Origin of the sequence: Streptomyces sp. NK15101 (assembly GCF_020400725.1) — a bacterium.
Taxonomy (GTDB): domain Bacteria; phylum Actinomycetota; class Actinomycetes; order Streptomycetales; family Streptomycetaceae; genus Streptomyces.
In genome coordinates, this window is record NZ_JAINVG010000008.1 from 94485 (window position 1) to 117012 (window position 22528).

Consider the following 22528-nt stretch of genomic DNA (forward strand, 5'->3'; position numbering starts at 1 on the left):
ACGCGAGCCCCGCGAACCGTGCCGAGGGAAGGTCGGGCGTCAGCGCTCGGCGGAGGCCGTGCTCTTGCGGGTCGAGACGATCTGGTCGATCAGGCCGTACGCCAGGGCGTCCTCGGCCGTCAGGATCTTGTCACGCTCGATGTCGTCGCGGATCTTCTCGATCGGCGTCGAGGAGTGCTTGGCCAGCATCTCCTCCAGCTGGCTGCGCATCCGCAGGATCTCGTTGGCCGCGATCTCCAGGTCGGAGAGCTGCTCACGACCGGTGCCGCCGGAGGGCTGGTGGATCAGCACGCGGGCGTTCGGCAGGGCCATCCGCTTGCCGGGGGTGCCGGCGGCGAGCAGCACGGCCGCGGCGGAGGCCGCCTGGCCCATGCAGACCGTCTGGATGTCGGGCTTCACGAACTGCATCGTGTCGTAGATGGCCGTGAGGGCGGTGAAGGAGCCGCCCGGGCTGTTGATGTAGATCGAGATGTCGCGGTCCGGGTCCATCGACTCCAGGCACAGGAGCTGCGCCATGACGTCGTTGGCGGAGGCGTCGTCGATCTGCACGCCGAGGAAGATCACTCGCTCCTCGAAGAGCTTCGCGTACGGGTCGTACTCGCGCACGCCCTGCGAGGTGCGCTCGACGAAGCGCGGAACGACGTAGCGGTTGTCCATCGGCGCGCCGGTGTAGAGGCCGCTCGGGGAGAGGTTGTTCTGCATCTGGGTGTTCACCGTCCTGGTGGCGTTCGGCGGGGGGCTGGGGCTCTTCTGCGGGTTGCCGGCGCTCAGGCGCCCGTGCCGCCGCCGCCCGGAACACCCGCGGCGTGCGTGATGATGTCGTCGATGAGGCCGTACTCCTTGGCCTCCTCCGCGGTGAACCAGCGGTCGCGGTCGCCGTCGCGGATGATCGTCTCGACGGTCTGGCCGGAGTGGTGCGCGGTGATCTCGGCCATGCGCTTCTTCGTGCGCAGCAGGTACTCGGCCTGGATCTTGATGTCGGAGGCGGTGCCGCCGATGCCGGCCGAGCCCTGGTGCATCAGGATGTCGGTGTTCGGCAGCGCGAAGCGCTTGCCGGGGGTGCCGCCGGTGAGCAGGAACTGGCCCATGGAGGCCGCCATGCCCATACCGATGGTGACGACGTCGTTCGGGATGTACTGCATGGTGTCGTAGACGGCCATGCCGGCCGTCACGGAGCCACCGGGGCTGTTGATGTAGAGGAAGATGTCCTTCTCCGGGTCGGCGGCCAGGAGGAGCATCTGCGCGGTGATCTTGTTGGCGATGTCGTCGTCGACCTGCTGGCCGAGGAAGATGATCCGCTCGCCGAGCAGCCGGTTGTAGACATGGTCGCCGAGGCCGCCACCGATGGACGGCTCACCCGCGGCGTAAGGCTTCAGATTCGTCACGTATCCACCTGCTCGTCTCCGACGGCCCCGGGCCGTCTCAGCGTCTCGTTCTGAGGGCAGTGCCCCCGTATTCATGGACCCTAACGCGCAGGTCGGACAACGCCATCCCGGTTCCCGAACTGTTCGCTGGGAGCGCAAGGTAGTTGGGGGCGTGTAAGCGGGTCCGGGTACGTCCACGGGCCCGTGCGCACAGCTGTGCGCACGGGCCCGTGGAACAGGGTCCGCCGGGGGCGGGGGCCCTTACTTGTCCTCGGAGACCTCGGCCTCGCCGGTGACGGCCTCGACGGCCTCGGCGGCGGCCTCGACCTCGTCCTCGTCGTCGGAGAGGTCGACGACCTCGCCGTTGGTGTCGACGACCTTGGCGGCCTCGACGACGACCGCGAGGGCCTTGCCGCGGGCGACCTCGCCGACGAGCATCGGCACCTGGCCGCCCTGGGCCACGGCCTGGGCGAACTGGTCGGGGCTCATGCCGGAGGAGGCGGCACGGCGGAACAGGTGCTCGGTGAGCTCCTCGCGGGAGACGTCGAGCTTCTCCTTGTTGACGAGCTCATCGAGGATGAACTGCGTCTTGATGCCCTTCTCGGCCTGCTCCTTGGTCTCGGCCAGGAACTCCTCCTCGGTCTTGCCCTGGATCTCCAGGTACTTCGCGAGGTCGAGGCCCATCTGGCCGAGCTGGTGGTGCTCCAGGTTGTGCTTGCGGGTGTTGATCTCGTCCTCGAGAAGCTTCTCGGGCATCGGGACCTCGACCAGCTTGAGGAGCTCGTCGAGGACGCGCTCCTGGGCCTGGGTGGCCTGGTCGAACTGCTTCATGTTCTCGAGGCGCTTGCGGCTGTCGGCCTTGAGCTCGTCGAGGGTGTCGAACTCCGACGCCATCTGCGCGAACTCGTCGTCGAGCTCGGGGAGCTCACGGGCGGCGACGGTCTTGACCTTGACGGTGATCTCCGCGTCCTTGCCCTCGGCGGAGCCGCCCTTCAGCTGCGAGGTGAAGGTGGCCTCGCCGCCGGCCTCCAGGCCCTTGACGGCCTCGTCGATGCCGTCGAGCAGCTCGCCGGAGCCGATGGTGTACGAGACGTCGCTGGCGACGCCGTCGGGCAGGACCTCGCCGTCGACCTTGGCCTCGAGGTCGATGGTGACGACGTCGCCGTCCTGGGCGGCGCGCTCGACCGGGGAGGTCGAGGCGAAGCGCTCGCGGAGCTGCTCCACGGACTTCTCGACGTCCTCGTCGGTGACCTCGACCGCGTCGACGGTGACCTCGATGCCGGAGTAGTCCGGGATCTCGATCGTCGGGCGGACGTCGACCTCGGCGGTGAAGGCCAGCAGCTCGCCGTCCTTCAGCTCGGTGATGTCGACCTCGGGCTGGCCGAGCGGGTTGACCTCGGCCTCGTTGACGGCCTCGGTGTAGAACTTCGGGAGCGCGTCGTTGACGGCCTCCTCCAGCACGGCGCCGCGGCCGAACCGCTGGTCGATCACGCGAGCCGGGATCTTGCCCTTGCGGAAGCCCTTGACCGTGACCTGCTGGTTGATCTTCTTGTACGCCGCGTCGAGGCTGTCCTTGAGCTCCTCGAAGGGCACCTCGACAGTGAGCCGAACCCGGGTCGGGTTCAGGGTCTCCACGGCGCTCTTCACGGTTCGGTCTCCTTGTGGCTGATTCCTGGAATCCACCGGGCCGCGTGCAGCGGTACCGGCGGGTCGGCCCGGTCAGAAAGACACACGGGCACGCAGCTTGCATAGTAACCGCAAGCGGGAGGACGCCCACAACGTGATCAAGGACGCGCGAGGTGGGCGCGTGATCGTCCTGGTCGGGGTGGCGGGATTTGAACCCACGGCCTTCCGCTCCCAAAGCGGACGCGCTACCAAGCTGCGCCACACCCCGTCGGTGCGACACGTAGGGTACATGGACGGGGACTGTGCGGCGCCCCCTGTTTTCCGGGTGTGCGCGAAAGCCCGCAGACCGGCTACCATGCTCCTCGTGCCGCGATCCTCGTGACCTGCGGCGCGACGCTGTGCGGGTGTAGCTCAATGGTAGAGCACTAGTCTTCCAAACTAGCTACGCGGGTTCGATTCCCGTCACCCGCTCCACGCAGGTCAGGGCCGGTCCGGAGAGTTCTCCGGACCGGCCCTGAATCGTTTCTCCAGGTGATCAGAACTTGATGGCGCCCACCGTCTGCGTTATCGAGTCCAGGAAGCGCTGGATGTCGTCGGCCATGCCGGTGGAGGCGAGGAAGAAGCCGAAGAGGACCGCTACCACGGCCGGGCCGCCCTTGAGGTTTCCCCCTCGGATGAGCACCACCAGGATGATTGCCAACAGCAACACCACAGACAGTGAAATGGCCACAACTGATCACACCCTCGGTCGGTCCCGCCTTGCCCACCAGGGAGTCCCTGTCCCGGAACACCCCCCGTCGTCTCCATCGTGCCATCAACCCCCCTGCCCTCGCTGCCGGGTGACGAATCGTCGTGCAGAAGATCACGTCACGCGGGGCGGTCAGGCGGGGCGGGAGAGGAGCAGCAGGGCCCGGTCGTCGTTGACGTCCTTGGCGACGGCCTCGATCAGGTGCCAGGCGACGCCCTCGAAGCCCTCGGCGACGCAGCGGTCGGCCTCGCCGGTGAGGCGGTCGATGCCCTCGGCGATGTCCCGGTCGGCGGCCTCGACCAGGCCGTCGGTGAAGAGCATCAGGACGTCACCGGGGCGCAGCGAGCCCTTGACCGGGTGGAACTCGGCCCCGTCGTAGACGCCGAGGAGGGGCCCGTCGGCGGCCTTCTCCTCCCAGCGGCCGCTGCCCGCGTGGAGCTGGAGGGCGGGCAGGTGGCCGGCGGAGAAGAGCTCGTAGTCGCCGGACTCCAGGTCGAGGACGAGGTGGATCGAGGTGGCGAAGCCCTCGTCCCAGTTCTGGCGGAGGAGGTAGCCGTTCGCCGCCGGCAGGAAGCCGTGCGGGGGCAGGGAGCCGAGGAGGCCGCCGAAGGCGCCGGAGAGCAGCAGGGAGCGGGAGGCCGCGTCCATGCCCTTGCCGGAGACGTCGGTGAGGACGACCTCCAGGATGCGCCCGCCGTGGGTGCGGGCGGCGACGACGAAGTCGCCCGAGAAGGACTGGCCGCCGGCCGGGCGCAGCGCCATCTCGCGGTGCCAGCCCTTGGGGAGCCGGGGCAGGGCGCTCTGGACGCGGATGCGTTCGCGCAGGTCGAAGAGCATGGTGCCGCCGCGCCGCCAGGGCACGCCGACCCGGGCGCGGAACTGGGCGATGAGCAGGCCGAAGAGTCCGCAGGCGGCGACGACCAGGACGGTGCCGGGGGTGACCCTGGCGGGGCCCTGGGTGTACGGGCCGAGGACGACGGACTCGACGATGAGGGCGCCGGCGGCCGCCGCGTACAGGGCGAGCAGGCTGGCGGGGCGCAGCAGCAGGCCGCCGGCCACGATGGGCAGGACGAGCGCGGCCGGCGCGCACCAGACGGGGTTGAGGATCGTCCCGCACGCGATGGCGGGGATCATCAGGAGGAGTCCGGCGAAGGCGAGCCAGTCCGCGCCGTCGCCGCGGAAGTAGTCGACGGCGGATCTGCGCAGCGCGACACGGGCCCGGCGCACGCGCCTGCGTGTCCGGGCCGCGTACGTGTTCACTCCGGCGCGCTGTCCCATTGGCCTGGACCCTATCCATCCCGTCGGACATCGTGCAGGGGTACCCCAGGTGACAATGTGCGTGAAATCGGGTCGCCCCGGGCGCGGGCCGCTGATATCGATGGCATATGACGACTGAACTGCGGGTTCTCGACCCGTCGGAGTGGGATCGCTGGTACGGGGTGCTGGAACTCGCGTTCGGGGGTGTGGCCCTGGCGCCTGAGGAGCGGGAGCTGTATCGCGATCTGACCGAGTTCGGCCGTTCCATCGGCGCCTGGGACGGCGACCTGTGCGTGGGCACGGCGGGGGCGTTCACGTTCCGGCTGACGGTGCCGGGCGGGGCGTCGGTCCCGGCGGCCGGGGTGACGATGGTGAGCGTGGCCGGGACGCACCGGCGGCGCGGGATCCTGACCTCGATGATGCGGCGGCAGCTGGACGACGTACGGGGCTGGGGCGAGCCGCTGGCGGTCCTGACGGCCTCCGAGGCGGAGATCTACGGCCGCTTCGGCTACGGCGCGGCGACGTACACGACGCACGCGACCATCGACAAGGGCCGGGTGCGGCTGACCGTGCCGGAGGGCACGGACGACGTGACGCTCCGGGTGACGACCCCGGCGGAGGCCCTTGAGGCGACCGAGGCGGTGTACGCGAAGCTGGTCCCCGGCCGGCCCGGGATGCTGGCGCGACGGCCCGGCTGGGAGCGGCAGGCGCTGCTCGACCCGCCGGGCGAGCGGGCGGGCGCCTCGCCGCGGCTGTGCGTGCTCGCCGAGCGGGACGGCGAGGTCGTCGGGTACGCGCACTACGCGATCAAGCCGGACTGGTCCTTCGCCGGTGCCGACGGTTCCGTCTCGGTGCACCAGCTGGCCGGGCTCGCCCCGGTCGTGGAGGCGGCGCTGTGGCGCTACCTGTGTTCGGTGGACCTGACCACGAAGGTGAACGTCCACAGCCGGCCGGTGGACGACGCCTGGCAGCACCTGGTCACGGAGGTGCGGCGCTGCGAGCCGACGCTGCGGGAGGGGCTGTTCCTGCGGCTCGTGGAGGTGGGCGCGGCGCTCGAGGCCCGGACGTACCAGACGCCGGTGGACGTGGTGTTCGAGGTCGAGGACGCGTTCTGCCCCTGGAACGAGGGGCGGTGGCGGTTGACGGGCGACGCGAAGGGGGCCGGCTGCGTACGGACCTCCGATCCCGCGGATCTCGCGCTGTCCGTGCGGGAGTTGGGGGCCGCTTATCTGGGCGGGACCTCGCTGGTGTCGTTGGCCTCGGCCGGGCGGGTGCGGGAGCTGCGCGAGGGGGCGCTCGTCGAGGCGTCGGTGGCCTTCGGGTCGCCCGTCGCTCCGTGGCTGCCGCACGGGTTCTAGGAGCGCGGGTGCCGGGGACGGGCGCAACGCGGCGGACGGTCGCCCACGACTAGGTCCGCTGGCAGCCCGGGCACCAGAAGAGGTTGCGGGCGGCCAGGTCCGCCGTGCGGATCCCGGCCCCGCAGACGTGGCACGGCAGGTTCGCGCGGCGATAGACGTAGACCTCGCCGCCGTGGTCGTCCACGCGGGGCGGGCGGCCCATGGCCTCGGGGGTGTGCTCGGGGCGGACCGTGTCGATGCGGTTCAGGCGGACGCCCTCGCGCATCAGCATCGCGAGGTCGGTCCAGAGGGCGTTCCACTCGTCCGCGGTGAGGTCCTTGCCCGCGCGGTACGGGTCGATGCCGTGCCGGAAGAGGACCTCGGCGCGGTAGACGTTGCCGACGCCCGCGATGACCTTCTGGTCCATGAGGAGGGCGGCGATCGTCGTCCGGGACCTGGAGACGCGGCGCCACGCCTTCTCCGGGTCGTCCTCCGGGCGGAGCGGGTCCGGGCCGAGCCGGTCGTGTATCGCCCGCTTCTCGGCGTCCGTGATCAGCGCGCAGGTGGTGGGGCCGCGCAGGTCGACGTACCCGCTCTCGTCGGCGATGCGCAGGCGGACCGTGTCCGCGGGCGGCGGGGCCGGGGCGTCGCCGAAGTTCACCTTGCCGAAGAGGCCCAGGTGGATGTGGATCCACTCCTCGCCGGGGAAGCCCAGGAAGAGGTGCTTCCCGTGGGCTTCCGCGGTCTCCAGGACGGTGCCGTCGAGCAGGGCCGCCGAGTCGGCGAACTTGCCCTGCGGACTGGAGACGCGCACGGGCCGGCCGCCGAACCGCTCGCGGTGGTCGGCGGCCAGCCGGTGGATGGTGTGCCCTTCGGGCATCAGGCGGTCGGCTCCTGCGGGTGGTGCGCCGGGATCGGGGGGAGCTCGCCGGTGTTCTCGTACGCGGTGAGCATGTCGATCCGGCGGGTGTGACGCTCGTCACCGGAGTACGGCGTGTTCAGGAAGATCTCGACGAACTTGGTCGCCTCTTCCCGGGTGTGCATCCGGCCGCCGACGGAGATCACGTTGGCGTTGTTGTGCTCGCGGCCGAGGGCGGCGGTCTGCTCGCTCCAGGCGAGGGCCGCGCGCACCCCCTTCACCTTGTTCGCGGCGATCTGCTCGCCGTTGCCGGAGCCGCCGATGACGATGCCGAGGCTGTCCGGGTCCGCGGCCGTCTTCTCGGCGGCGCGCAGGCAGAACGGCGGGTAGTCGTCGAGGGCGTCGTAGATGTGGGGACCGCAGTCGACGGGCTCGTGGCCGTGGGCCTTGAGCCACTCGACGAGGTGGTTCTTTAGTTCAAAGCCGGCGTGGTCGGAACCGATATAGACGCGCATGATGCCGAGTGTGGCACGCCAGGGCCCGGGTATCAGGCAGCGGGGTCGGGACCTTCACCCGACCTGGTACGGACCTTCGACTCTCGCGAGGTCGCCCGTACAACGATCCGGAATGAGGTCTTCCGATCACCCCTGCTCACGGGGTTCAATGCTTGGGCTCGCGATCCGAGCACCCCCCACACACGAGGAAGCGTCGATGAACACGCAACCGACCCTGACGAAGGACGGCCAGGAGACCGGCACCACCGGCGGCTCGCAGTCCTCCGACGGCCTCAAGGCCGGGCTCAAGAACCGACACCTGTCGATGATCGCGATCGGCGGCGTGATCGGCGCCGGCCTCTTCGTCGGCTCCGGCTCCGGCATCGCCGCGGCGGGCCCCGCGATCCTCCTCTCGTACGCACTCGTCGGCGCCATGGTCGTCTTCGTGATGCGGATGCTGGGCGAGATGGCCGCCGCCCGGCCGTCCTCCGGTTCCTTCTCGGCCTACGCCGACCAGGCGCTCGGCCGCTGGGCCGGTTTCACGATCGGCTGGCTGTACTGGTTCTTCTGGGTCGTCGTCCTCGCCGTCGAGGCGACCGCGGGCGCCAAGATCCTGGAGAGCTGGATCCCGGCCGTACCGCAGTGGGGCTGGGCGCTCATCGTGATGGTGGTGCTGACCGCGACCAACCTGGGCTCCGTCGCCTCGTACGGCGAGTTCGAGTTCTGGTTCGCCGGCATCAAGGTCGTCGCCATCGCCGCCTTCGTCGTCATCGGCCTGCTCGCCGTCTTCGGCGTGCTGCCCGGCTCGGACAACCCGGGCGCCGGCTTCGCGCACCTCACGGACAGCGGGGGCTTCTTCCCGATGGGCGCGGGCGCGATCCTCACCGGTGTGCTCATGGTCGTCTTCTCGTTCATGGGCAGCGAGATCGTCACCCTGGCCGCCGGCGAGTCCGAGGACCCGCAGAAGGCGGTCACCAAGGCCACCAACAGCGTGATCTGGCGGATCGGCGTCTTCTACCTGGGCTCGATCTTCGTGGTCCTGACGCTGCTGCCGTGGAACGACAAGTCGATCGTCGAGAAGGGCTCGTACGTCGCCGCCCTCGACTCCATCGGCATCCCGCACGCCGGCCAGATCATGAACGTGATCGTCCTGACGGCCGTCCTGTCCTGCCTGAACTCGGGCCTCTACACGGCCTCCCGCATGGCCTTCTCGCTCGGCCGGCGCGGTGACGCGCCCAAGGCCTTCGCGAAGACCAACGCGCGGGGCGTGCCGACGGCCGCCATCCTCGGCTCGGTCGTCTTCGGCTTCGTCGCGGTCTTCTTCAACTACAAGTGGCCGGACACCGTCTTCGCCTTCCTGCTGAACTCCTCCGGCGCCGTCGCGCTCTTCGTCTGGCTGGTCATCTGCGTGACCCAGCTGCGGATGCGCGGGATCATCCTGCGGGAGTCGCCGGAGAAGCTGGTCGTGCGGATGTGGCTCTTCCCGTACCTGACCTGGGCGACCATCGCCATGATCGTCGCCGTCCTCGGCTACATGGTCGTCGACGGCGGCAGCAACCGCGAGCAGGTCGTGCTGTCCCTGCTCGTGGCCGCCCTCGTGATGGCGATCTCGCTGGTCCGCCAGAAGCTCGGCAAGCACGCCGACGCCGAGGAGCTCGAGCGCGTGTAGCCCCCGGGCGCACGCGAAGGGCCCTGCCGCTCCCCGAGCGGCAGGGCCCTTCGCGTGCGCGCGGACGTCCGGGCGGCTCAGCCCTTGCGGCCGACGAGCTTCCAGGCGGAGGGCAGGAGGCCCATGGCGAGCGCGGCCTTGAGCGCGTCGCCGACGAGGAACGGGACGAGGCCGGCGGCGACGGCCTGGCCGAGGGTCATGCCGGTGGCGAGGGCCAGGTACGGCACGCCGACCGCGTAGATGATCGCGGAGCCCAGCACCATGGCGCCGGCCGTGCGGAGCACGGAGCGGTCGGCGCCGCGGCGGGCGAGGGCGCCGACGACGGTCGAGGCGAGGAGCATGCCGAGGACGTAGCCGAAGGAGGGCATGCCGTAGCCGGAGGTGGCCTGCGCGAACCACGGGACGCCCGCCATGCCCGCGACCGCGTACAGGGCGAGGGCGAGGAAGCCGCGGCGGGCGCCGAGCGCGGTGCCGACGAGCAGGGCGGCGAAGGTCTGGCCGGAGACCGGGACCGGGGAGCCGGGGACCGGGACCGAGAGCTGTGCGGCGAGGCCGGTGAGGGCGGCGCCCCCGACGACCAGGGCGATGTCGCGGGCGCGGCTCGACGGGACGAGGTCGGCTAGGACGGTGCCCGCCCGGAGGGTGCGGACGGGGGCGGCGGCGGTGCTCATCGGTACTCCGCGGGGTGAGGGTGGGAGGGACAGGTTGACGGTATGCCAGGTGTGAACGGCCGATCACCGTCAGCCGCCGACAAAGCGGCGGTCGAGCGCTTCGTGGAGAACGAACAAAGCTCGTCGTTCACACCTCGCGCCACGTGACGCTTCTCACTGGGAACTCCGGTAGGGAGGTCCCTTTTGCGCCAGGGGATGTTCACTGGAGAGACTGTGGAGTCTCCATAAACCGCCAGAGAGCACGAGCCGCCACATGCACGACCCCCTCGCTCCCGAACCGGAGCCCCTCTCCCACGGACTGAAGCAGCGTCACCTGACGATGCTGGGGCTCGGCGGCGTGATCGGCGCCGGCCTCTTCGTCGGCTCGGGCGCCGGCATCGCCGTCGCCGGGCCCGGCATCGTGGTCTCGTATCTGATCGCCGGCGCGCTCGCGATGCTGGTGATGCGGATGCTCGGCGAGATGTCGGCGGCGATGCCCGCCTCGGGCGCGTTCTCGGTGCACGCGGAGCGGGCGCTCGGCCGCTGGGCCGGCTTCTCGGTGGGCTGGCTGTACTGGTTCCTGCTCGTCGTGGTCCTCGCCGTGGAGGCGACGGGCGCGGCGCGGATCGCGCACGGCTGGGTGCCGGGGGTGCCGCAGTGGGGCTGGGTGCTGGTCTTCATGACCGTGTTCACCCTGGCCAACCTGGCGGCGGTGAAGAACTTCGGCGAGTTCGAGTTCTGGTTCGCGGCGCTCAAGGTCGGCGCGATCGTCCTCTTCCTGGTGCTCGGCGTGCTCGCGATCGCGGGCCTGCTGCCCGACACCGACCCGGTGGGGCTCGTGAACCTGACCGGGCAGGGCGGGTTCCTGCCGAACGGCTGGTCGGGGGTGGTCTCCGGGGTCCTGGCGGTCGTCTTCGCCTTCGGCGGCCTGGAGGTCGTCACCATCGCGGCGGCCGAGTCCGACGACCCGGCGCGGAACGTGGCGCGTGCGGTGCGCAGCGCCGTCTGGCGGATCCTCTTCTTCTACGTGGGCTCGATGCTGGTCATCGTGACGCTGCTGCCGTGGACCTCGATGCGGCCGGGCGAGTCCCCGTACGTGGCGGTCCTGGACGTGATCGGGGTGCCGGGGGCCGGGCAGATCATGAACGTCGTGGTGTTCGTGGCGCTGCTCTCGGCGCTCAACGCGAACCTGTACGGCTCGTCCCGGATGGCGTTCTCGCTCGCGGAGCGCGGGGAGGCGCCCAGGGGGCTCCTGAAGGTCTCGCGCGGCAACGTGCCGCGCCGGGCGGTGCTCGCGTCGGTGGCCTTCGGCTTCGTCTCCGTACTGCTCAATCTCAAGTGGCCCGATTCCGTCTTCCTCTACATGCTCAACGCCGTCGGCGCGGTGCTGCTCTTCGTCTGGGCGCTGATCGCGGTCTCACAGCTGCGGCTGCGGCGGCGGATCGAGCGGGAGGCGCCGGAGACGCTGAGCCTGCGGATGTGGGGCTTCCCGTGGCTGACCTGGACGGCGCTCGCCGCGATGGGCGCGGTGCTCGTCCTGATGCTGAACGACGACGGGGCGCGGCCGCAGGTGCTGTGGTCGGCGGGGGCGACCGGGGTCGTGCTCCTCGTGGCGTGGGCGCGGGAACTGCGCACTCCCCCAACAAAGCGGAGCTGATCCTTCACAATGTGTGAAGGTCGTGCCCGTATAGCGGACGCCTGTTCCCTCTGAACGGTGCGCCCGCCCAGACTGTGGACCCCTCCCCGTCTCAGCCAATGAACAGGGCTCGCTCATGTCTCGGACCACCGCGCCCGCGCCGGCCGACCGCAAGGACGGCGCGACCGCACCTGCCGACGGCCTCTCGCACGGCCTCAAGCAGCGCCACCTCTCGATGATCGCCCTCGGCGGCGTCATCGGCGCCGGGCTCTTCGTCGGCTCCGGCGCGGGCATCGCCGCCGCCGGGCCCTCGATCGTCATCGCCTACGCGATCTCCGGCGTGCTCGTCATGCTGGTGATGCGGATGCTCGGCGAGATGTCGGCCGCGAACCCGGCCTCCGGCTCCTTCTCCGTCCACGCCGAGCGCGCCTTCGGCTCGTGGGCGGGCTTCACCTCGGGCTGGGCCTTCTGGTTCCTGCTCTGCGTCGCCGTCGGCCTGGAGGGCATCGGCGCCGCGAAGATCATGACGGGCTGGTTCCCCGGCAGTCCCGAGTGGGCCTGGGTCGCGCTCTTCATGGTGGTCTTCTGCGTCACCAACCTGGCGGCGGTGAAGAACTTCGGCGAGTTCGAGTTCTGGTTCGCGGCGCTGAAGGTCGGCGCCATCGTCCTCTTCCTCGGCATCGGCGTCCTCGCGATCGTGGGCGTCCTGCCCGGCACGGACGCCCCCGGCACCGCGAACCTCACCGGCGAAGGCGGCTTCTTCCCGCACGGCTCCGAGGGCCTGATCGTGGGTCTGCTGGCCTCCGTCTTCGCATACGGCGGGCTGGAGACGGTCACCATCGCGGCGGCCGAGTCGGAGCACCCGGTGCAGGGCGTCGCCAAGGCCGTCCGTACGGCGATGTGGCGGATCGCGCTCTTCTACATCGGCTCCATGGCGGTCATCGTCACCCTCGTCCCGTGGGGCGACGAGGCGGTCGTCGAGAAGGGGCCGTACGTCGCCGCCCTCGACCACCTGGGCATCCCGGCGGCCGGGCAGATCATGAACGTGGTCGTGCTCGTCGCCCTGCTCTCGGCGATGAACGCCAACATCTACGGCGCCTCCCGGATGGCCGGCTCGCTGGTCGCGCGCGGCCAGGGCCCGAAGGCGCTCGGCCGCACCTTCGGCGGCGTCCCGCGCCCGGCCGTGCTCGTCTCCTCCGTCTTCGGCTTCGGCTGCGTGCTGCTGAGCTACTGGCGGCCGAACGACATCTTCATCTGGCTGCTCAACACCATCGGCGCGATCATCCTGGTCGTCTGGTTCTTCATCGCCGCCTCCCAGCTGGTGCTGCGCCGCCGCACCGAGCGCACGGAGCCGGAGAAGCTGGTCGTGCGGATGTGGGCCTTCCCGGTGCTGACCTGGGTGGCGCTGGCCGGCATGGCGGCGGTCTTCGTCCTGATGGCGCGCGAGGAGGGCACCCGTGTGCAGCTGTACTGGACGGGCGGCCTGACGCTGCTGCTCGCCGTCGTCGGCTTCGTACGCCAGAAGGCGGCGGAGGACCGGGCCTCCTGAGCCCCGCGCCTCCCCGCACGAGACCCCCGGACCGCCGCTCGGTCCGGGGGTCTCGTCATGTCCGGAGCACCCCGGCGGCACGGGCCCCGGACCGAGGGGTTGATCAACTCCATACGCATCTGCTGCTAGCCTGCACTTGCATAGAGGTTGCAATAAGCCGTCGAAGGGCTCGGGCACATGGCGATCTACACACTTCCGGAGCTGCCGTACGACTACGCGGCGCTGGAGCCGGTGATCAATCCGCAGATCATCGAGCTGCACCACGACAAGCACCACGCCGCGTACGTCAAGGGCGCGAACGACACCCTGGAGCAGCTGGCGGAGGCGCGCGACAAGGACCAGTGGGGTGCGGTCAACGGCCTGGAGAAGAACCTCGCCTTCCACCTCTCCGGGCACATCCTCCACTCCATCTACTGGAACAACATGGACAGCCCGAAGAACGGGGGCGGCGGCGAACCGCTCGCCGCCGACGGCGTGGGCGAGCTCGCGGACGCGATCACCGAGTCCTTCGGCTCCTTCGCCAAGTTCAAGGCCCAGCTGACCAAGGCCTCCGCGACCACCCAGGGCTCCGGCTGGGGCGTCCTCGCGTACGAGCCGGTCAGCGGCCGGCTCATCGTCGAGCAGGTCTACGACCACCAGGGCAACGTCGGCCAGGGCTCCGTCCCGATCCTGGTCTTCGACGCCTGGGAGCACGCCTTCTACCTGCAGTACAAGAACCAGAAGGTCGACTTCATCGAGGCCATGTGGCAGGTCGTCAACTGGCAGGACGTGCACCGCCGCTACCTGTCGGCGAAGGCCTCGGTGCCGCTGATCTCCTTCTGACCCCCGGCTCCTGCTCGTGATCGTCTTCTCAACCTTCACCGGGCAGGCGGATGAAAGAAGAACCCCCGCGACGACAGGAGTCGCGGGGGTTCTTCCGTACCGGGGCGGACCGGGGACTACTCGAAGCTGGGCGCCGCCGTCCGCGTGCGCTTGATCTCGTAGAAGCCCGGCGTCGACGCCACGAGCAGCGTGCCGTCCCACAGCCGGGCCGCCGCCTCGCCGCGCGGGGTCGGGGTGACGACGGGGCCGAAGAAGGCGACCTCGTCGCCCGTCGGGCCCGGCACCGAGATGACCGGGGTGCCGACGTCCTGGCCGACCTTCTCGATGCCCTCCTTGTGGGAGGCGCGGAGCTCGGTGTCGTACGTGTCCTTGTCGGCGAAGTCCGCCAGGCCCTCGGGCAGGCCGACGTCCTTCAGTGCGCCGACGATCGCCTCGCGGGTCGGGCCCTCTCCGTTGTTGTGGAAGCGGGTGCCGAGCGCCGTGTAGAGCTTGCCGACGACCTCGTCGCCGTGCAGCTGCTGGGCGGCTATCACCACGCGGACCGGGCCCCAGGCCTTGGTCTCCAGCATCTCGCGGTACTCGACGGGGAGCTCGTCGAGCCGGTTCTCGTTGAGCACGGCCAGGCTCATGACCTTCCAGCGCACGTCGACCGGGCGGACCTGCTCCACCTCCAGCATCCACCGGGAGGTCATCCAGGCCCACGGGCACAGCGGGTCGAAGTAGAAGTCGGCGGTGGTCCTGCGCTCGGACATGTCACTCCTCGGTGAGGCCTCGGAAAGAAGAAGGTGGTGCGCCGAAAGAAGGGAACCCGCAGAGGCGCCGACGCATTCCCGGGTCCCGGCCGACAGTGGCACATGGGAGGATCGGTGCTGTTTCGAACGCGCCACGAAGGAGTGACCGTGCCCGGTGAGAATCTGTCCCGCGACGAGGCCCACGAGAGGGCCGCGCTGCTGTCCGTCGACGGGTACGAGGTCGTCCTCGACCTGCGGTCGGCGGTCGGCGAGTCGGCCGAGGCGGTGCGCACCTTCCGCTCGCGGACGACGATCCGGTTCCGCCGCACCGGCGAGGGCACGAGCACGTTCGTCGACCTGATCGCCCCCTCGGTGAACGCGGTCACGCTCAACGGCCGCTCCCTCGACCCGGCGGTGGTCTTCGACGGCGCGCGGATCTCGCTCGACGGCCTCGCCGACGAGAACGTGCTCGTGGTGGACGCCCAGTGCGCCTACAGCCGCACCGGCGAGGGCATGCACCGCTTCGTCGACCCGGAGGACGGCGAGGTCTACCTCTACACGCAGTACGAGCCGGCCGACGCCCGCCGGGTGTACGCCAACTTCGAGCAGCCCGACCTCAAGGCGCCGTACCGCTTCGCGGTGACCGCGCCGGAGGGCTGGACGGTCTGGTCGAACGGAGCGGGCGAGCAGGACGCCGAAGGCGTGTGGCGGTTCGCGGAGACGGCGCCGATCTCCACGTACATCACGTGCGTCGTGGCCGGCCCGTACCACTACGTGACCGACAGCTACACGCGCGGCGACCTCGAGATCCCGCTCGGCGCGATGTGCCGCAAGTCGCTGGCGAAGCACTTCGACGCCGACGACGTCTTCCTGATCACCAAGCAGGGCTTCGACTTCTTCCACGACAACTTCGACTATCCGTACCCCTTCGGGAAGTACGACCAGGCCTTCGTCCCCGAGTACAACCTCGGCGCGATGGAGAACCCGGGCATGGTGACCTTCCGCGAGGAGTACATCTACCGGGGCAAGGTCACCCAGGCCGCGTACGAGAGCCGGGCCAACGTCATCCTGCACGAGATGGCGCACATGTGGTTCGGCGACCTGGTCACCATGGTGTGGTGGGACGACCTGTGGCTGAAGGAGTCCTTCGCGGACTTCATGGGCTCCTTCGTGAACGCCGAGGCCACCCGCTTCACCAACAGCTGGGTGACCTTCGCCAACAACCGCAAGTCCTGGGCGTACCGCGCCGACCAGCTGCCGTCCACGCACCCCATCACGGCCGACATCCGTGACCTGGAGGACGCCAAACTCAACTTCGACGGCATCACGTACGCCAAGGGCGCCTCGGTGCTCAAGCAGCTCGTCGCGTACGCCGGGCGGGACGCGTTCCTGGAGGGCGCGCGCCGCTACTTCAAGCGCCACGCCTACGGGAACACGCGCCTGGCCGACCTCCTCTCGATCCTGGAGGAGACCTCCGGGCGGGACATGAAGGCCTGGGCGAAGTCCTGGCTGCAGACCTCCGGAGTCAACAGCCTGACCCCGGTCGTCACCTACGACGCGGAGGGCCGGATCACCGAGCTCGCCGTCCTCCAGGAGGGCGACGAGCTGCGTCCGCACCGCGCCGCCGTCGGTCTCTACCGGCTCTCCGGCGGGGAACTCGTGCGGTACGCGCGGACCGAGGCCGACATCACCGGCGCCCGGACCGTCGTCGCCGAGCTCGCGGGCCAGGAGAAGCCCGACCTGGTGCTCGTCAACGACGACGACCTCACCTACTGCAAGATCCGCTTCGACGAGGGCTCGCTCGCGACCCTGCGGGCGCACCTCGGTGAGATCACCGACCCGCTGGCCCGCGCCCTGTGCTGGTCGGCGCTGTGGAACCTGACCCGCGACGGGCTCATGCCCGCCCGGGACTTCGTCGCCGTCGCGCTCGCCTTCGCGGGCCGCGAGACCGACATCGGCGTCCTCCAGATGGTCCACGCCTGGACGAAGTCGGCCGTCACCCTCTACGCGGCGCCCGCGTGGCGCGAGGAGGGCGGCCGTCTGCTCGCCGAGGGCGGGCTGCGCGAGCTGCGCGTGGCCGAGCCGGGCAGCGAGCACCAGCTGACCTGGGCGCGGTTCTTCGCGGCGACCGCCTCCACCGAGGCCGACTTCCAGCTCCTGGAGGGGCTGCTCGACGGCACGGCGAAGATCGACGGCCTCGACGTCGACCAGGAGCTGCGCTGGGCGCTGCTCTCCCCGCTGGCCGTGCACGGCCGCGCGGACGAGGCCCGGATCGACGAGGAGCTGTCCCGGGACGACACGGCCTCGGGCAAGCGCCACCAGACCCGGCTGCTCGCCTCGCGGCCCTCGGCCGCGGTCAAGGCGCAGGCCTGGGCGCAGGTCGTCGAGTCGGACACCCTGTCGAACGCGCTGGTCGAGGCGACCATCGCGGGCTTCGTCCAGCCCTCGCAGCGCGAACTGATCGCGCCGTACGCGGAGAAGTACTTCGCCGCGATCGAGCGGCTGTGGGCCGAGCGGTCGATCCAGATCGGCATCGACGTGGTCCGGGGCCTGTTCCCGGGCCTCCAGGACGACGAGGCGACGCTCGCCGCGACGGACGCCTGGCTGTCGGAGCACGAGTCGGCCCCGCCGGCGCTGCGCCGCCTCGTCCTGGAGTCGCGTGACGACCTGGCGCGGGCGCTGCGCGCGCAGGCCTGCGACGGGCGCGTGGCGCAGTAGGGGGCGGGGGTCGCGGGCTTCGGCCCGCGGCCCCTCATCGGCACTCGAACGTGCGTACTTTAGGGCGAGGTTGTCCCTGAATGTCGACGAATGTGTAACAGGGGTTAGGGGAGCCTTCGGAAGCGGAAGACCCCCGACATGAACCACAACACCCCCATCACCCCCCGCCCCCTCCCCCTCTCCTCCCGCACCGGTCGTGCGCAACGCCTCGCGTCCGCCGACCAGTTGAGGGCACAGGGCATCCCCGCCGCCGAGGTCGCCGCGCACTGCCGGCCCGGCGGCTGGCAGCAGCTGCTCCCCGGCGTCTTCCTGCTCCAGCCCGGACCGCCCACCAGCGAGGACCGGCTGAAGGCCGCGCTGCTCTACGCCCGCAGGACCGGGGCCGTGCCCCCGCAGGGCCCCGACGCGATGATCACCGGCCTCGCCGCGCTGACCCTGCACCGCTTCCCCTCCGCTCCCCCGCTCACCGCCCTGGACCGGATCGACGTCCTGGTGCCGCGCACCCGGCGGCTGCGCTCGACCGGCTGGGTGCGGGTGGTGCGCGCCCCCGAGTCGCCGGAGCCGGTGGAGCTCACCGGCGTCCCCGTCGCCCCCGTCGCCCGCGCCGTCGCCGACGCGGTGTCGGGCCTCTCGGACGCGGAGACGGTACGCCGGCTGCTCACCGAGGCCGTCCGCGGCGGCCACTGCGAACCGGGCGCGGTGGTGAGGGAGTTGAGCCGGGCCCGGCTGCTCTCCCGGCCGCACGTGGTGGACGCGGTGGACTCGCTGCTCGCCGAGGGGCGCTCGCTCTCCGAGCAGCGGCTCTACGAGATGGTGCGCGAGTTCGCGCTGCCGGACCCGCTGTGGAACGTGGACCTGCGGCTGCCGGGCGGCCCGCACCTGGGCGGGGTGGACGCCTACTGGCCGGACCAGGCGGTCGCCGTGGAGCTGGACACCCGGGCGCCGCGGCAGGACGACGACGAGCTGTGGACCGAGTACACCCGCAAGCGGGAGCACCTGGAGCGGCTCGGCATCACGGTCGTCCACCTCACCCCGCGCAAGCTGCGCGAGGCGATGGACCAGCAGGCCACCGTGGTCCGTACGGCCCTGATGGCCGCCCCGGACCGGCAGCCCGCCGCGTACGTCGTCGTCCTGCCCCGGTGAGCGCTACTTCTTCGGGACGGTGCCGCAGAACTCCGCCTCGACGACCTTCTGGGTGTCGCCCGTCCAGTCGGCGTTGAAGTTGCCGGCGAGGGAGTGCTCGCCGTCGCGGGTCACCTGGGCCAGGGAGGAGGAGCCGTGGATGCCGCCGCCGTGGCCCCAGACCTCCACTCCGCAGCTCAGCTTCTCCTTCATGAGCCCGAGGCCGTAGCCCACGTTCGGGTACTCGGGGGAGATCGCGACCGTGGCGGTCATCTCCTTCAGGCCGCCCTTCGTGAGGAGCCGGCCCTTGAGCAGGGCCGTGTAGAAGGTCTGCAGGTCGCGGGAGTCGGAGATGATCTCGCCGGCCGCGCCCGCGATGCTCGGGTTGAGGTCGGAGACGTCGTGGACGGGGGCGTTCACGTCCCGGGAGAGCTTGGAGTACGCCGGGCTGCTGGGCTCCGGCATGGTCGAGCGGGTCCCGGGGACGGTGGTGGCGCGGAGCTTGAGGGGCTTGATGATCCGGTTCTCGACGGCCTTGCCGTAGGGGCGGCCGGTGACCTTCTCGATCACCATGCCGGCGAGGACGAAGTTGGTGTTGGAGTAGTTCCAGCCGGCGCCGGGGGCGAAGTCCGGCTCGTGGGCCATGGCGACGGAGACGAGCTGCCGCGGGGTCCAGGTGTCGTAGCGGTGCTCCAGGAAGCCGGAGCCGAAGACCCTCTCCTGGAAGGCGGGGTCCTCGGTGTAGCTGTAGACGCCGCTGGTGTGGTTGAGCAGCTGACGGACGGTGATCTTCGTACCGTCGTGGCCGTTGCCCCGGACGACTCCGGGGAGCCACTTCTCGACCGGGTCGTCGAGGTCGACGCGGCCCTCCGCCTGGAGCTGGAGGAGGACGGTGGCGACGAAGGTCTTGGTGATGGAGCCGACCCGGTAGCGGTCGCCGCCCTCGCGCTCGCCGGCGGTGCCGGTCCAGCGGTCGCGTCCGTCGCGGGCCTGGGCGACGGCGCCGGGCACGCCGTCGGCGACGGCGGCTTCCAGGGCCTGCTGGGTGGCCGCGTGGTCCTGCCGGTGCGCCGGCGGCTGCGCCGCGAGGGCGGGCGCGGCGAGGGCGGTGGCGGCGAGACCTGCCACGAGGGTGGCGGCGACGACGGTACGTGCGGCTGACATGCGGGGCTCCCCTGATCGTTGCGGTGCTGTTCGTTGTGCTGCGGTCGGGGGGAGGGACCCCGGGAGGCGGGCGGGGGTTGATCGCGTCTTCGGCGGTTGAGCGCCTTTCAGCCGTTCTCGTGCTCGGTGAGGCGGGAGCGCCCCAGGGGCGGCCGGTCGCGCCAGAGCTGGAGGCCGATGTCGACGAGTTCGACGCGGGTGAGGGAGGGCACGGAGTCGAGCGGGTGCCAGGCGGCGAGGTCGGTGGAGCCGTCCTCCTCGTTCCGCAGGGCGCCGCCGGTGATCCGCGCCTCGTAGATGATCCGCAGGCCCTGCCAGTCGCCGGGGGCGCCGAGCCGGCGGAGCCAGGAGCGCCGGATGGAGTCGATGCCGAGGAGGGCGGTCGGCTCGGTCAGATAGCCCGTCTCCTCCTCGACCTCACGGACGACGGTGTGGACGGGATCCTCGCCGTGGTCCATGCCGCCGCCGGGCAGGGTCCACCGCTTGGTGCCGTCCTTCGCGACCCAGCGGGCGAGGAGCACGTCGTCGCCACGGACACACACGGCGTAGGACGCCACCCTCAACTCCTTCTGCATGAGGTGAGGTTAGAGCCAGTACGCGGGATACGTCCGTCCCATGAAGCGGGCGGCCGTCAGGCCGACGGCGACCAGGAGGAGGGAGGCGAGGGCGAGAAGGCCGAGAAACGACCAGGGGGGCGGGTCCTGGAGGGCGACGATGACGGCCGTCGCCGCGGCGGGCGAGTGCGGGGTGCGGGCGAGCATCATCACGCCGAGGGCGAGACCGCCCGCGACGGCGGCGCCCCACAGGCCCGGTCCGGCGAGGGCGAGGACCGCGAAGCCCGTGAGCGCGGAGAGCAGTTGGCCGCCGACGACCGAGCGCGGCTGGGAGAGCGGCAGGTCGGGGGCCCCGGCCACGAGCGCCATGCTGGCGGCGAGGGGCGGGATGAGCAGGGGCTGGTGGAGGAGGGTGCCGACGGCGACGAGGAGGAGGAGCGCGGTGCCGACGGCGGCCGTGGAGGCCAGCACGACGCGGGGACGGGGGCGCGGGGGCGCCGTGGGGCGGGGCGGCGCGGTGGGCGCGGTGGCGGGCACTGGGCCTCCGGGGTGCGGGGTCTCGGGACGGGGGCGGGCCCTGGGCGCGGGGAGGCGCGTTCGGGGTTGTGCCCACCCGTTCCGCCCCTGCGGAACGGGTGGGCACGACGAGGTCGGTCAGGGCGTGGGCGGGTTCGACGGGGAGTATTCCGGGGGTGACCAGCGCAGGGGGCTGCCGGAGGGGGTTTCGACCGTGCGGTCGACGCGGAAGCGGGTGACGCGGCCCTCGGGGCCGTACTCGGTGTGCGCGCGGCCGCTGAGCTGGAGGGTCAGTCCCGTCTCCCAGTCGAGGAGGAGCAGCCCCGCGCGGCCGTCCGACTCCAGGTTGCCCAGGGTCAGGAACATCGCGTTGCCCGGGTAGTCGCGCCAGCTGAGCTCCCGCGGCGCGTCGACCCGGACGAAGCCGGGGTTGCCGCCGCGGTGGCTGGTGTCGACGCCGTCGGGGGCGGCGGTGGAGACGAAGAAGGTGTCGGCGGCGCGGATCCGGCGCATCTGGTCGGGGGTGAGCGCCTCGCCGTGCCGTGCGGCGCCCGCCTCGGGGCCGGCGGGTTCGGAGCCGTACCACTCCCGCTTCTGCAGGTACTTGGGGCAGTTGGAGAAGACCTGCTCGGCCTCGATGGTGAAGCCGCGTCCGCTGCGTCGGGCGGTGCCGTTGAGGCGCATGCGGCGGCGGGTGCGGGGATCGAGGGCGAGGGTGCCCACGGGGGCGCCGTCGGGCGTGCCCTCGGGGAGGTCGGCGGCCACGGAGACCGTGTGCGGGCCGGTGGCCCGGGCGAAGCCGGGCGCGCCGGTGAGCAGGCTCGACCAGACGCGGCCCTCGTGGTCCGCCGCGCCGATCATCAGCATCGGCTGGTCCTCCAGGAAGGCGGCGGCGACGGGGCGGATTCCGTCGGTGATGGAGCGGCCTACGTGGGCGGCGAGCTCTTGGACGCCGAACCGTTCCTGTAGGGCCAGGGAGCCGGAGTGGTACGCGGTGTTCACGGGGTCTCCCGGGTGCGGGTCGGTGGGTGCGGGTCGTGGGCGCGGGTGGCGCGTTCGGGGTGGGCCCGCCTCCCCCGAGCTCTCGGCTTCGCTCGGACAGGGGCCCCCGTCGCCCTTGCGGAACGACCGCGCACACCCTGAGCAGGACTAGAAGAAGCCGCAGGTCGGGGCCGTCTCCGACGGGGCTTCGGCTCCCTCCGCGCCCTTCGGGACCGAGATTTCCAGGCGGGTGCCGTCGGGGTCGTGGAAGAAGATGCCGCCGGAGGCCGCGCCTTCGCGGTGGGCGACGACGCCCTCGTACGCGAAGGAGGCTCCGCGCGCGGTGAGCGCGGCCTCGGCGGCGCGGACGTGCTCGATGGACTCGGCCTCGAAGGCGAGGTGGTGGAGGCCGGGCCGGCCGGAGTCGTAGGCGCCCTCGGCCTGCTGCCAGAGGGTGAGGACCAGGCGACCGTCCTGGCCGAGGAAGGCGTAGCGGCTGTCCTTCTCCTCGCCCTCGCCGAGGACGTCGAAGCCGAGGACGTCGCCGTAGAAGGCGAGCGAGCGCCCGAGGTCGGTGACGTTGAGGCCGACGTGGTGGGTGGCGAGTGTGCCGATCGTGGACATGAGGATCCCCTCTCCGGTGCGGCCGGCCCCCTCGGGCTAACCTCTCACTTCGACTTTAGAGGTTAGCTACGGAGGGAGTCAACCGCTCACGTACCCTTGAGGGGTTA

General features: G+C 71.1%; 21 protein-coding genes and 2 tRNA genes. 8 read left to right on the plus strand and 15 right to left on the minus strand.

Annotated features, from left to right (window positions below; genetic code table 11):
* Positions 1-39: 39 nt before the first annotated feature.
* The 4 genes from K7G60_RS06710 to K7G60_RS06725 form a co-directional block, all read right to left on the minus strand.
* Entirely contained in the window at positions 40-702 is a 663-nt protein-coding gene (locus tag K7G60_RS06710) for an ATP-dependent Clp protease proteolytic subunit (protein ID WP_030684990.1), read from the minus strand.
* Positions 703-767: 65 nt separating this feature from the next.
* Positions 768-1385: an ATP-dependent Clp protease proteolytic subunit gene (locus tag K7G60_RS06715; protein WP_123452298.1), complete on the minus strand. Its 618-nt coding sequence runs from the start codon at positions 1383-1385 to the stop codon at positions 768-770.
* Positions 1386-1625: 240 nt separating this feature from the next.
* On the minus strand, positions 1626-3011 hold the full coding sequence (tig, locus tag K7G60_RS06720; RefSeq protein ID WP_225799862.1) for a trigger factor: 1386 nt from the start codon (positions 3009-3011) through the stop codon (positions 1626-1628).
* Between the two features lie 170 nt (positions 3012-3181).
* Positions 3182-3258, minus strand: a tRNA-Pro gene (locus K7G60_RS06725).
* A gap of 132 nt (positions 3259-3390) precedes the next feature.
* Between K7G60_RS06725 and K7G60_RS06730 the strand changes: the two genes are divergently transcribed.
* Positions 3391-3464: transfer RNA gene (locus K7G60_RS06730), tRNA-Gly, on the plus strand.
* 61 nt (positions 3465-3525) lie between these two features.
* Here the strand turns inward: K7G60_RS06730 and K7G60_RS06735 are convergent.
* Positions 3526-3720, minus strand: a complete 195-nt coding sequence (locus tag K7G60_RS06735; protein WP_225799863.1) for a hypothetical protein — start codon at positions 3718-3720, stop codon at positions 3526-3528.
* Between the two features lie 150 nt (positions 3721-3870).
* Positions 3871-5016, minus strand: a complete 1146-nt coding sequence (locus K7G60_RS06740) for a PP2C family protein-serine/threonine phosphatase (RefSeq protein WP_225799864.1) — start codon at positions 5014-5016, stop codon at positions 3871-3873.
* Between the two features lie 107 nt (positions 5017-5123).
* On the opposite strand from K7G60_RS06740, the gene K7G60_RS06745 reads away from it, so the two are divergent.
* Positions 5124-6353 (plus strand): GNAT family N-acetyltransferase, encoded by a 1230-nt coding sequence (locus tag K7G60_RS06745; RefSeq protein WP_225799865.1) that lies wholly within the window; start codon positions 5124-5126, stop codon positions 6351-6353.
* A 49-nt stretch (positions 6354-6402) separates the two neighbouring features.
* On the opposite strand, the gene K7G60_RS06750 is transcribed toward K7G60_RS06745, so the two are convergent.
* On the minus strand, positions 6403-7212 hold the full coding sequence (locus tag K7G60_RS06750) for an Fpg/Nei family DNA glycosylase (RefSeq protein WP_225799866.1): 810 nt from the start codon (positions 7210-7212) through the stop codon (positions 6403-6405).
* Positions 7212-7706: a ribose-5-phosphate isomerase gene (locus K7G60_RS06755; RefSeq protein WP_123452310.1), complete on the minus strand. Its 495-nt coding sequence runs from the start codon at positions 7704-7706 to the stop codon at positions 7212-7214. Before K7G60_RS06755 ends, K7G60_RS06750 begins: the two co-directional genes overlap by 1 nt.
* Before the next feature lie 196 nt (positions 7707-7902).
* Between K7G60_RS06755 and K7G60_RS06760 the strand changes: the two genes are divergently transcribed.
* Positions 7903-9354, plus strand: coding sequence for an amino acid permease (locus K7G60_RS06760; RefSeq protein WP_225799867.1), 1452 nt, complete (start codon positions 7903-7905; stop codon positions 9352-9354).
* A gap of 77 nt (positions 9355-9431) precedes the next feature.
* Here K7G60_RS06760 and K7G60_RS06765 read toward each other — a convergent pair whose 3' ends face one another.
* Positions 9432-10025 (minus strand): biotin transporter BioY, encoded by a 594-nt coding sequence (locus K7G60_RS06765; protein ID WP_225799868.1) that lies wholly within the window; start codon positions 10023-10025, stop codon positions 9432-9434.
* 253 nt (positions 10026-10278) lie between these two features.
* Here K7G60_RS06765 and K7G60_RS06770 point away from each other — a divergent pair, with 253 nt between their 5' ends.
* The 3 genes from K7G60_RS06770 (at position 10279) to K7G60_RS06780 (ending at position 14011) form a co-directional block, all read left to right on the plus strand.
* The gene (locus tag K7G60_RS06770; protein WP_225799869.1) at positions 10279-11661 is read left to right on the plus strand and encodes an amino acid permease; all 1383 of its coding nucleotides are present in this window, start codon (positions 10279-10281) and stop codon (positions 11659-11661) included.
* A 115-nt stretch (positions 11662-11776) separates the two neighbouring features.
* Positions 11777-13189 (plus strand): amino acid permease, encoded by a 1413-nt coding sequence (locus tag K7G60_RS06775; RefSeq protein WP_225799870.1) that lies wholly within the window; start codon positions 11777-11779, stop codon positions 13187-13189.
* Positions 13190-13366: 177 nt separating this feature from the next.
* Entirely contained in the window at positions 13367-14011 is a 645-nt protein-coding gene (locus K7G60_RS06780) for a superoxide dismutase (protein ID WP_225799871.1), read from the plus strand.
* Positions 14012-14127: 116 nt separating this feature from the next.
* On the opposite strand, the gene K7G60_RS06785 is transcribed toward K7G60_RS06780, so the two are convergent.
* Positions 14128-14763, minus strand: coding sequence for a DsbA family protein (locus tag K7G60_RS06785; RefSeq protein WP_225799872.1), 636 nt, complete (start codon positions 14761-14763; stop codon positions 14128-14130).
* Positions 14764-14910: 147 nt separating this feature from the next.
* Here K7G60_RS06785 and pepN point away from each other — a divergent pair, with 147 nt between their 5' ends.
* Entirely contained in the window at positions 14911-17460 is a 2550-nt protein-coding gene (gene pepN, locus K7G60_RS06790; RefSeq protein WP_225799873.1) for an aminopeptidase N, read from the plus strand.
* 138 nt (positions 17461-17598) lie between these two features.
* Positions 17599-18603: a hypothetical protein gene (locus K7G60_RS06795; protein WP_225799874.1), complete on the plus strand. Its 1005-nt coding sequence runs from the start codon at positions 17599-17601 to the stop codon at positions 18601-18603.
* A gap of 3 nt (positions 18604-18606) precedes the next feature.
* Here K7G60_RS06795 and K7G60_RS06800 read toward each other — a convergent pair whose 3' ends face one another.
* The 5 genes from K7G60_RS06800 to K7G60_RS06820 form a co-directional block, all read right to left on the minus strand.
* Positions 18607-19746: a serine hydrolase gene (locus K7G60_RS06800; RefSeq protein ID WP_225799875.1), complete on the minus strand. Its 1140-nt coding sequence runs from the start codon at positions 19744-19746 to the stop codon at positions 18607-18609.
* A 107-nt stretch (positions 19747-19853) separates the two neighbouring features.
* The gene (locus K7G60_RS06805) at positions 19854-20321 is read right to left on the minus strand and encodes an NUDIX hydrolase (protein WP_225799876.1); all 468 of its coding nucleotides are present in this window, start codon (positions 20319-20321) and stop codon (positions 19854-19856) included.
* A gap of 9 nt (positions 20322-20330) precedes the next feature.
* On the minus strand, positions 20331-20837 hold the full coding sequence (locus tag K7G60_RS06810) for an HPP family protein (protein WP_374115598.1): 507 nt from the start codon (positions 20835-20837) through the stop codon (positions 20331-20333).
* Between the two features lie 117 nt (positions 20838-20954).
* Positions 20955-21818, minus strand: coding sequence for a pyridoxamine 5'-phosphate oxidase family protein (locus K7G60_RS06815; RefSeq protein WP_225799877.1), 864 nt, complete (start codon positions 21816-21818; stop codon positions 20955-20957).
* 147 nt (positions 21819-21965) lie between these two features.
* Positions 21966-22421: a VOC family protein gene (locus tag K7G60_RS06820; RefSeq protein WP_225799878.1), complete on the minus strand. Its 456-nt coding sequence runs from the start codon at positions 22419-22421 to the stop codon at positions 21966-21968.
* Between the last annotated feature and the right edge of the window lie 107 nt (positions 22422-22528).

Excerpts from the sequence above, each read along its gene's own strand:
- K7G60_RS06710 (WP_030684990.1), bottom strand. The coding sequence starts at position 702 with ATGCAGAACAACCTCTCCCCGAGCGGCCTCTACACCGGCGCGCCGATG.
- K7G60_RS06740 (WP_225799864.1), bottom strand. The coding sequence starts at position 5,016 with ATGGGACAGCGCGCCGGAGTGAACACGTACGCGGCCCGGACACGCAGG.
- K7G60_RS06745 (WP_225799865.1), top strand. The coding sequence starts at position 5,124 with ATGACGACTGAACTGCGGGTTCTCGACCCGTCGGAGTGGGATCGCTGG.
- K7G60_RS06750 (WP_225799866.1), bottom strand. The coding sequence starts at position 7,212 with ATGCCCGAAGGGCACACCATCCACCGGCTGGCCGCCGACCACCGCGAG.
- K7G60_RS06755 (WP_123452310.1), bottom strand. The coding sequence starts at position 7,706 with ATGCGCGTCTATATCGGTTCCGACCACGCCGGCTTTGAACTAAAGAAC.
- K7G60_RS06760 (WP_225799867.1), top strand. The coding sequence starts at position 7,903 with ATGAACACGCAACCGACCCTGACGAAGGACGGCCAGGAGACCGGCACC.
- K7G60_RS06765 (WP_225799868.1), bottom strand. The coding sequence starts at position 10,025 with ATGAGCACCGCCGCCGCCCCCGTCCGCACCCTCCGGGCGGGCACCGTC.
- K7G60_RS06770 (WP_225799869.1), top strand. The coding sequence starts at position 10,279 with ATGCACGACCCCCTCGCTCCCGAACCGGAGCCCCTCTCCCACGGACTG.
- K7G60_RS06775 (WP_225799870.1), top strand. The coding sequence starts at position 11,777 with ATGTCTCGGACCACCGCGCCCGCGCCGGCCGACCGCAAGGACGGCGCG.
- K7G60_RS06780 (WP_225799871.1), top strand. The coding sequence starts at position 13,367 with ATGGCGATCTACACACTTCCGGAGCTGCCGTACGACTACGCGGCGCTG.
- K7G60_RS06785 (WP_225799872.1), bottom strand. The coding sequence starts at position 14,763 with ATGTCCGAGCGCAGGACCACCGCCGACTTCTACTTCGACCCGCTGTGC.
- K7G60_RS06795 (WP_225799874.1), top strand. The coding sequence starts at position 17,599 with ATGAACCACAACACCCCCATCACCCCCCGCCCCCTCCCCCTCTCCTCC.
- K7G60_RS06800 (WP_225799875.1), bottom strand. The coding sequence starts at position 19,746 with ATGTCAGCCGCACGTACCGTCGTCGCCGCCACCCTCGTGGCAGGTCTC.
- K7G60_RS06805 (WP_225799876.1), bottom strand. The coding sequence starts at position 20,321 with ATGCAGAAGGAGTTGAGGGTGGCGTCCTACGCCGTGTGTGTCCGTGGC.
- K7G60_RS06820 (WP_225799878.1), bottom strand. The coding sequence starts at position 22,421 with ATGTCCACGATCGGCACACTCGCCACCCACCACGTCGGCCTCAACGTC.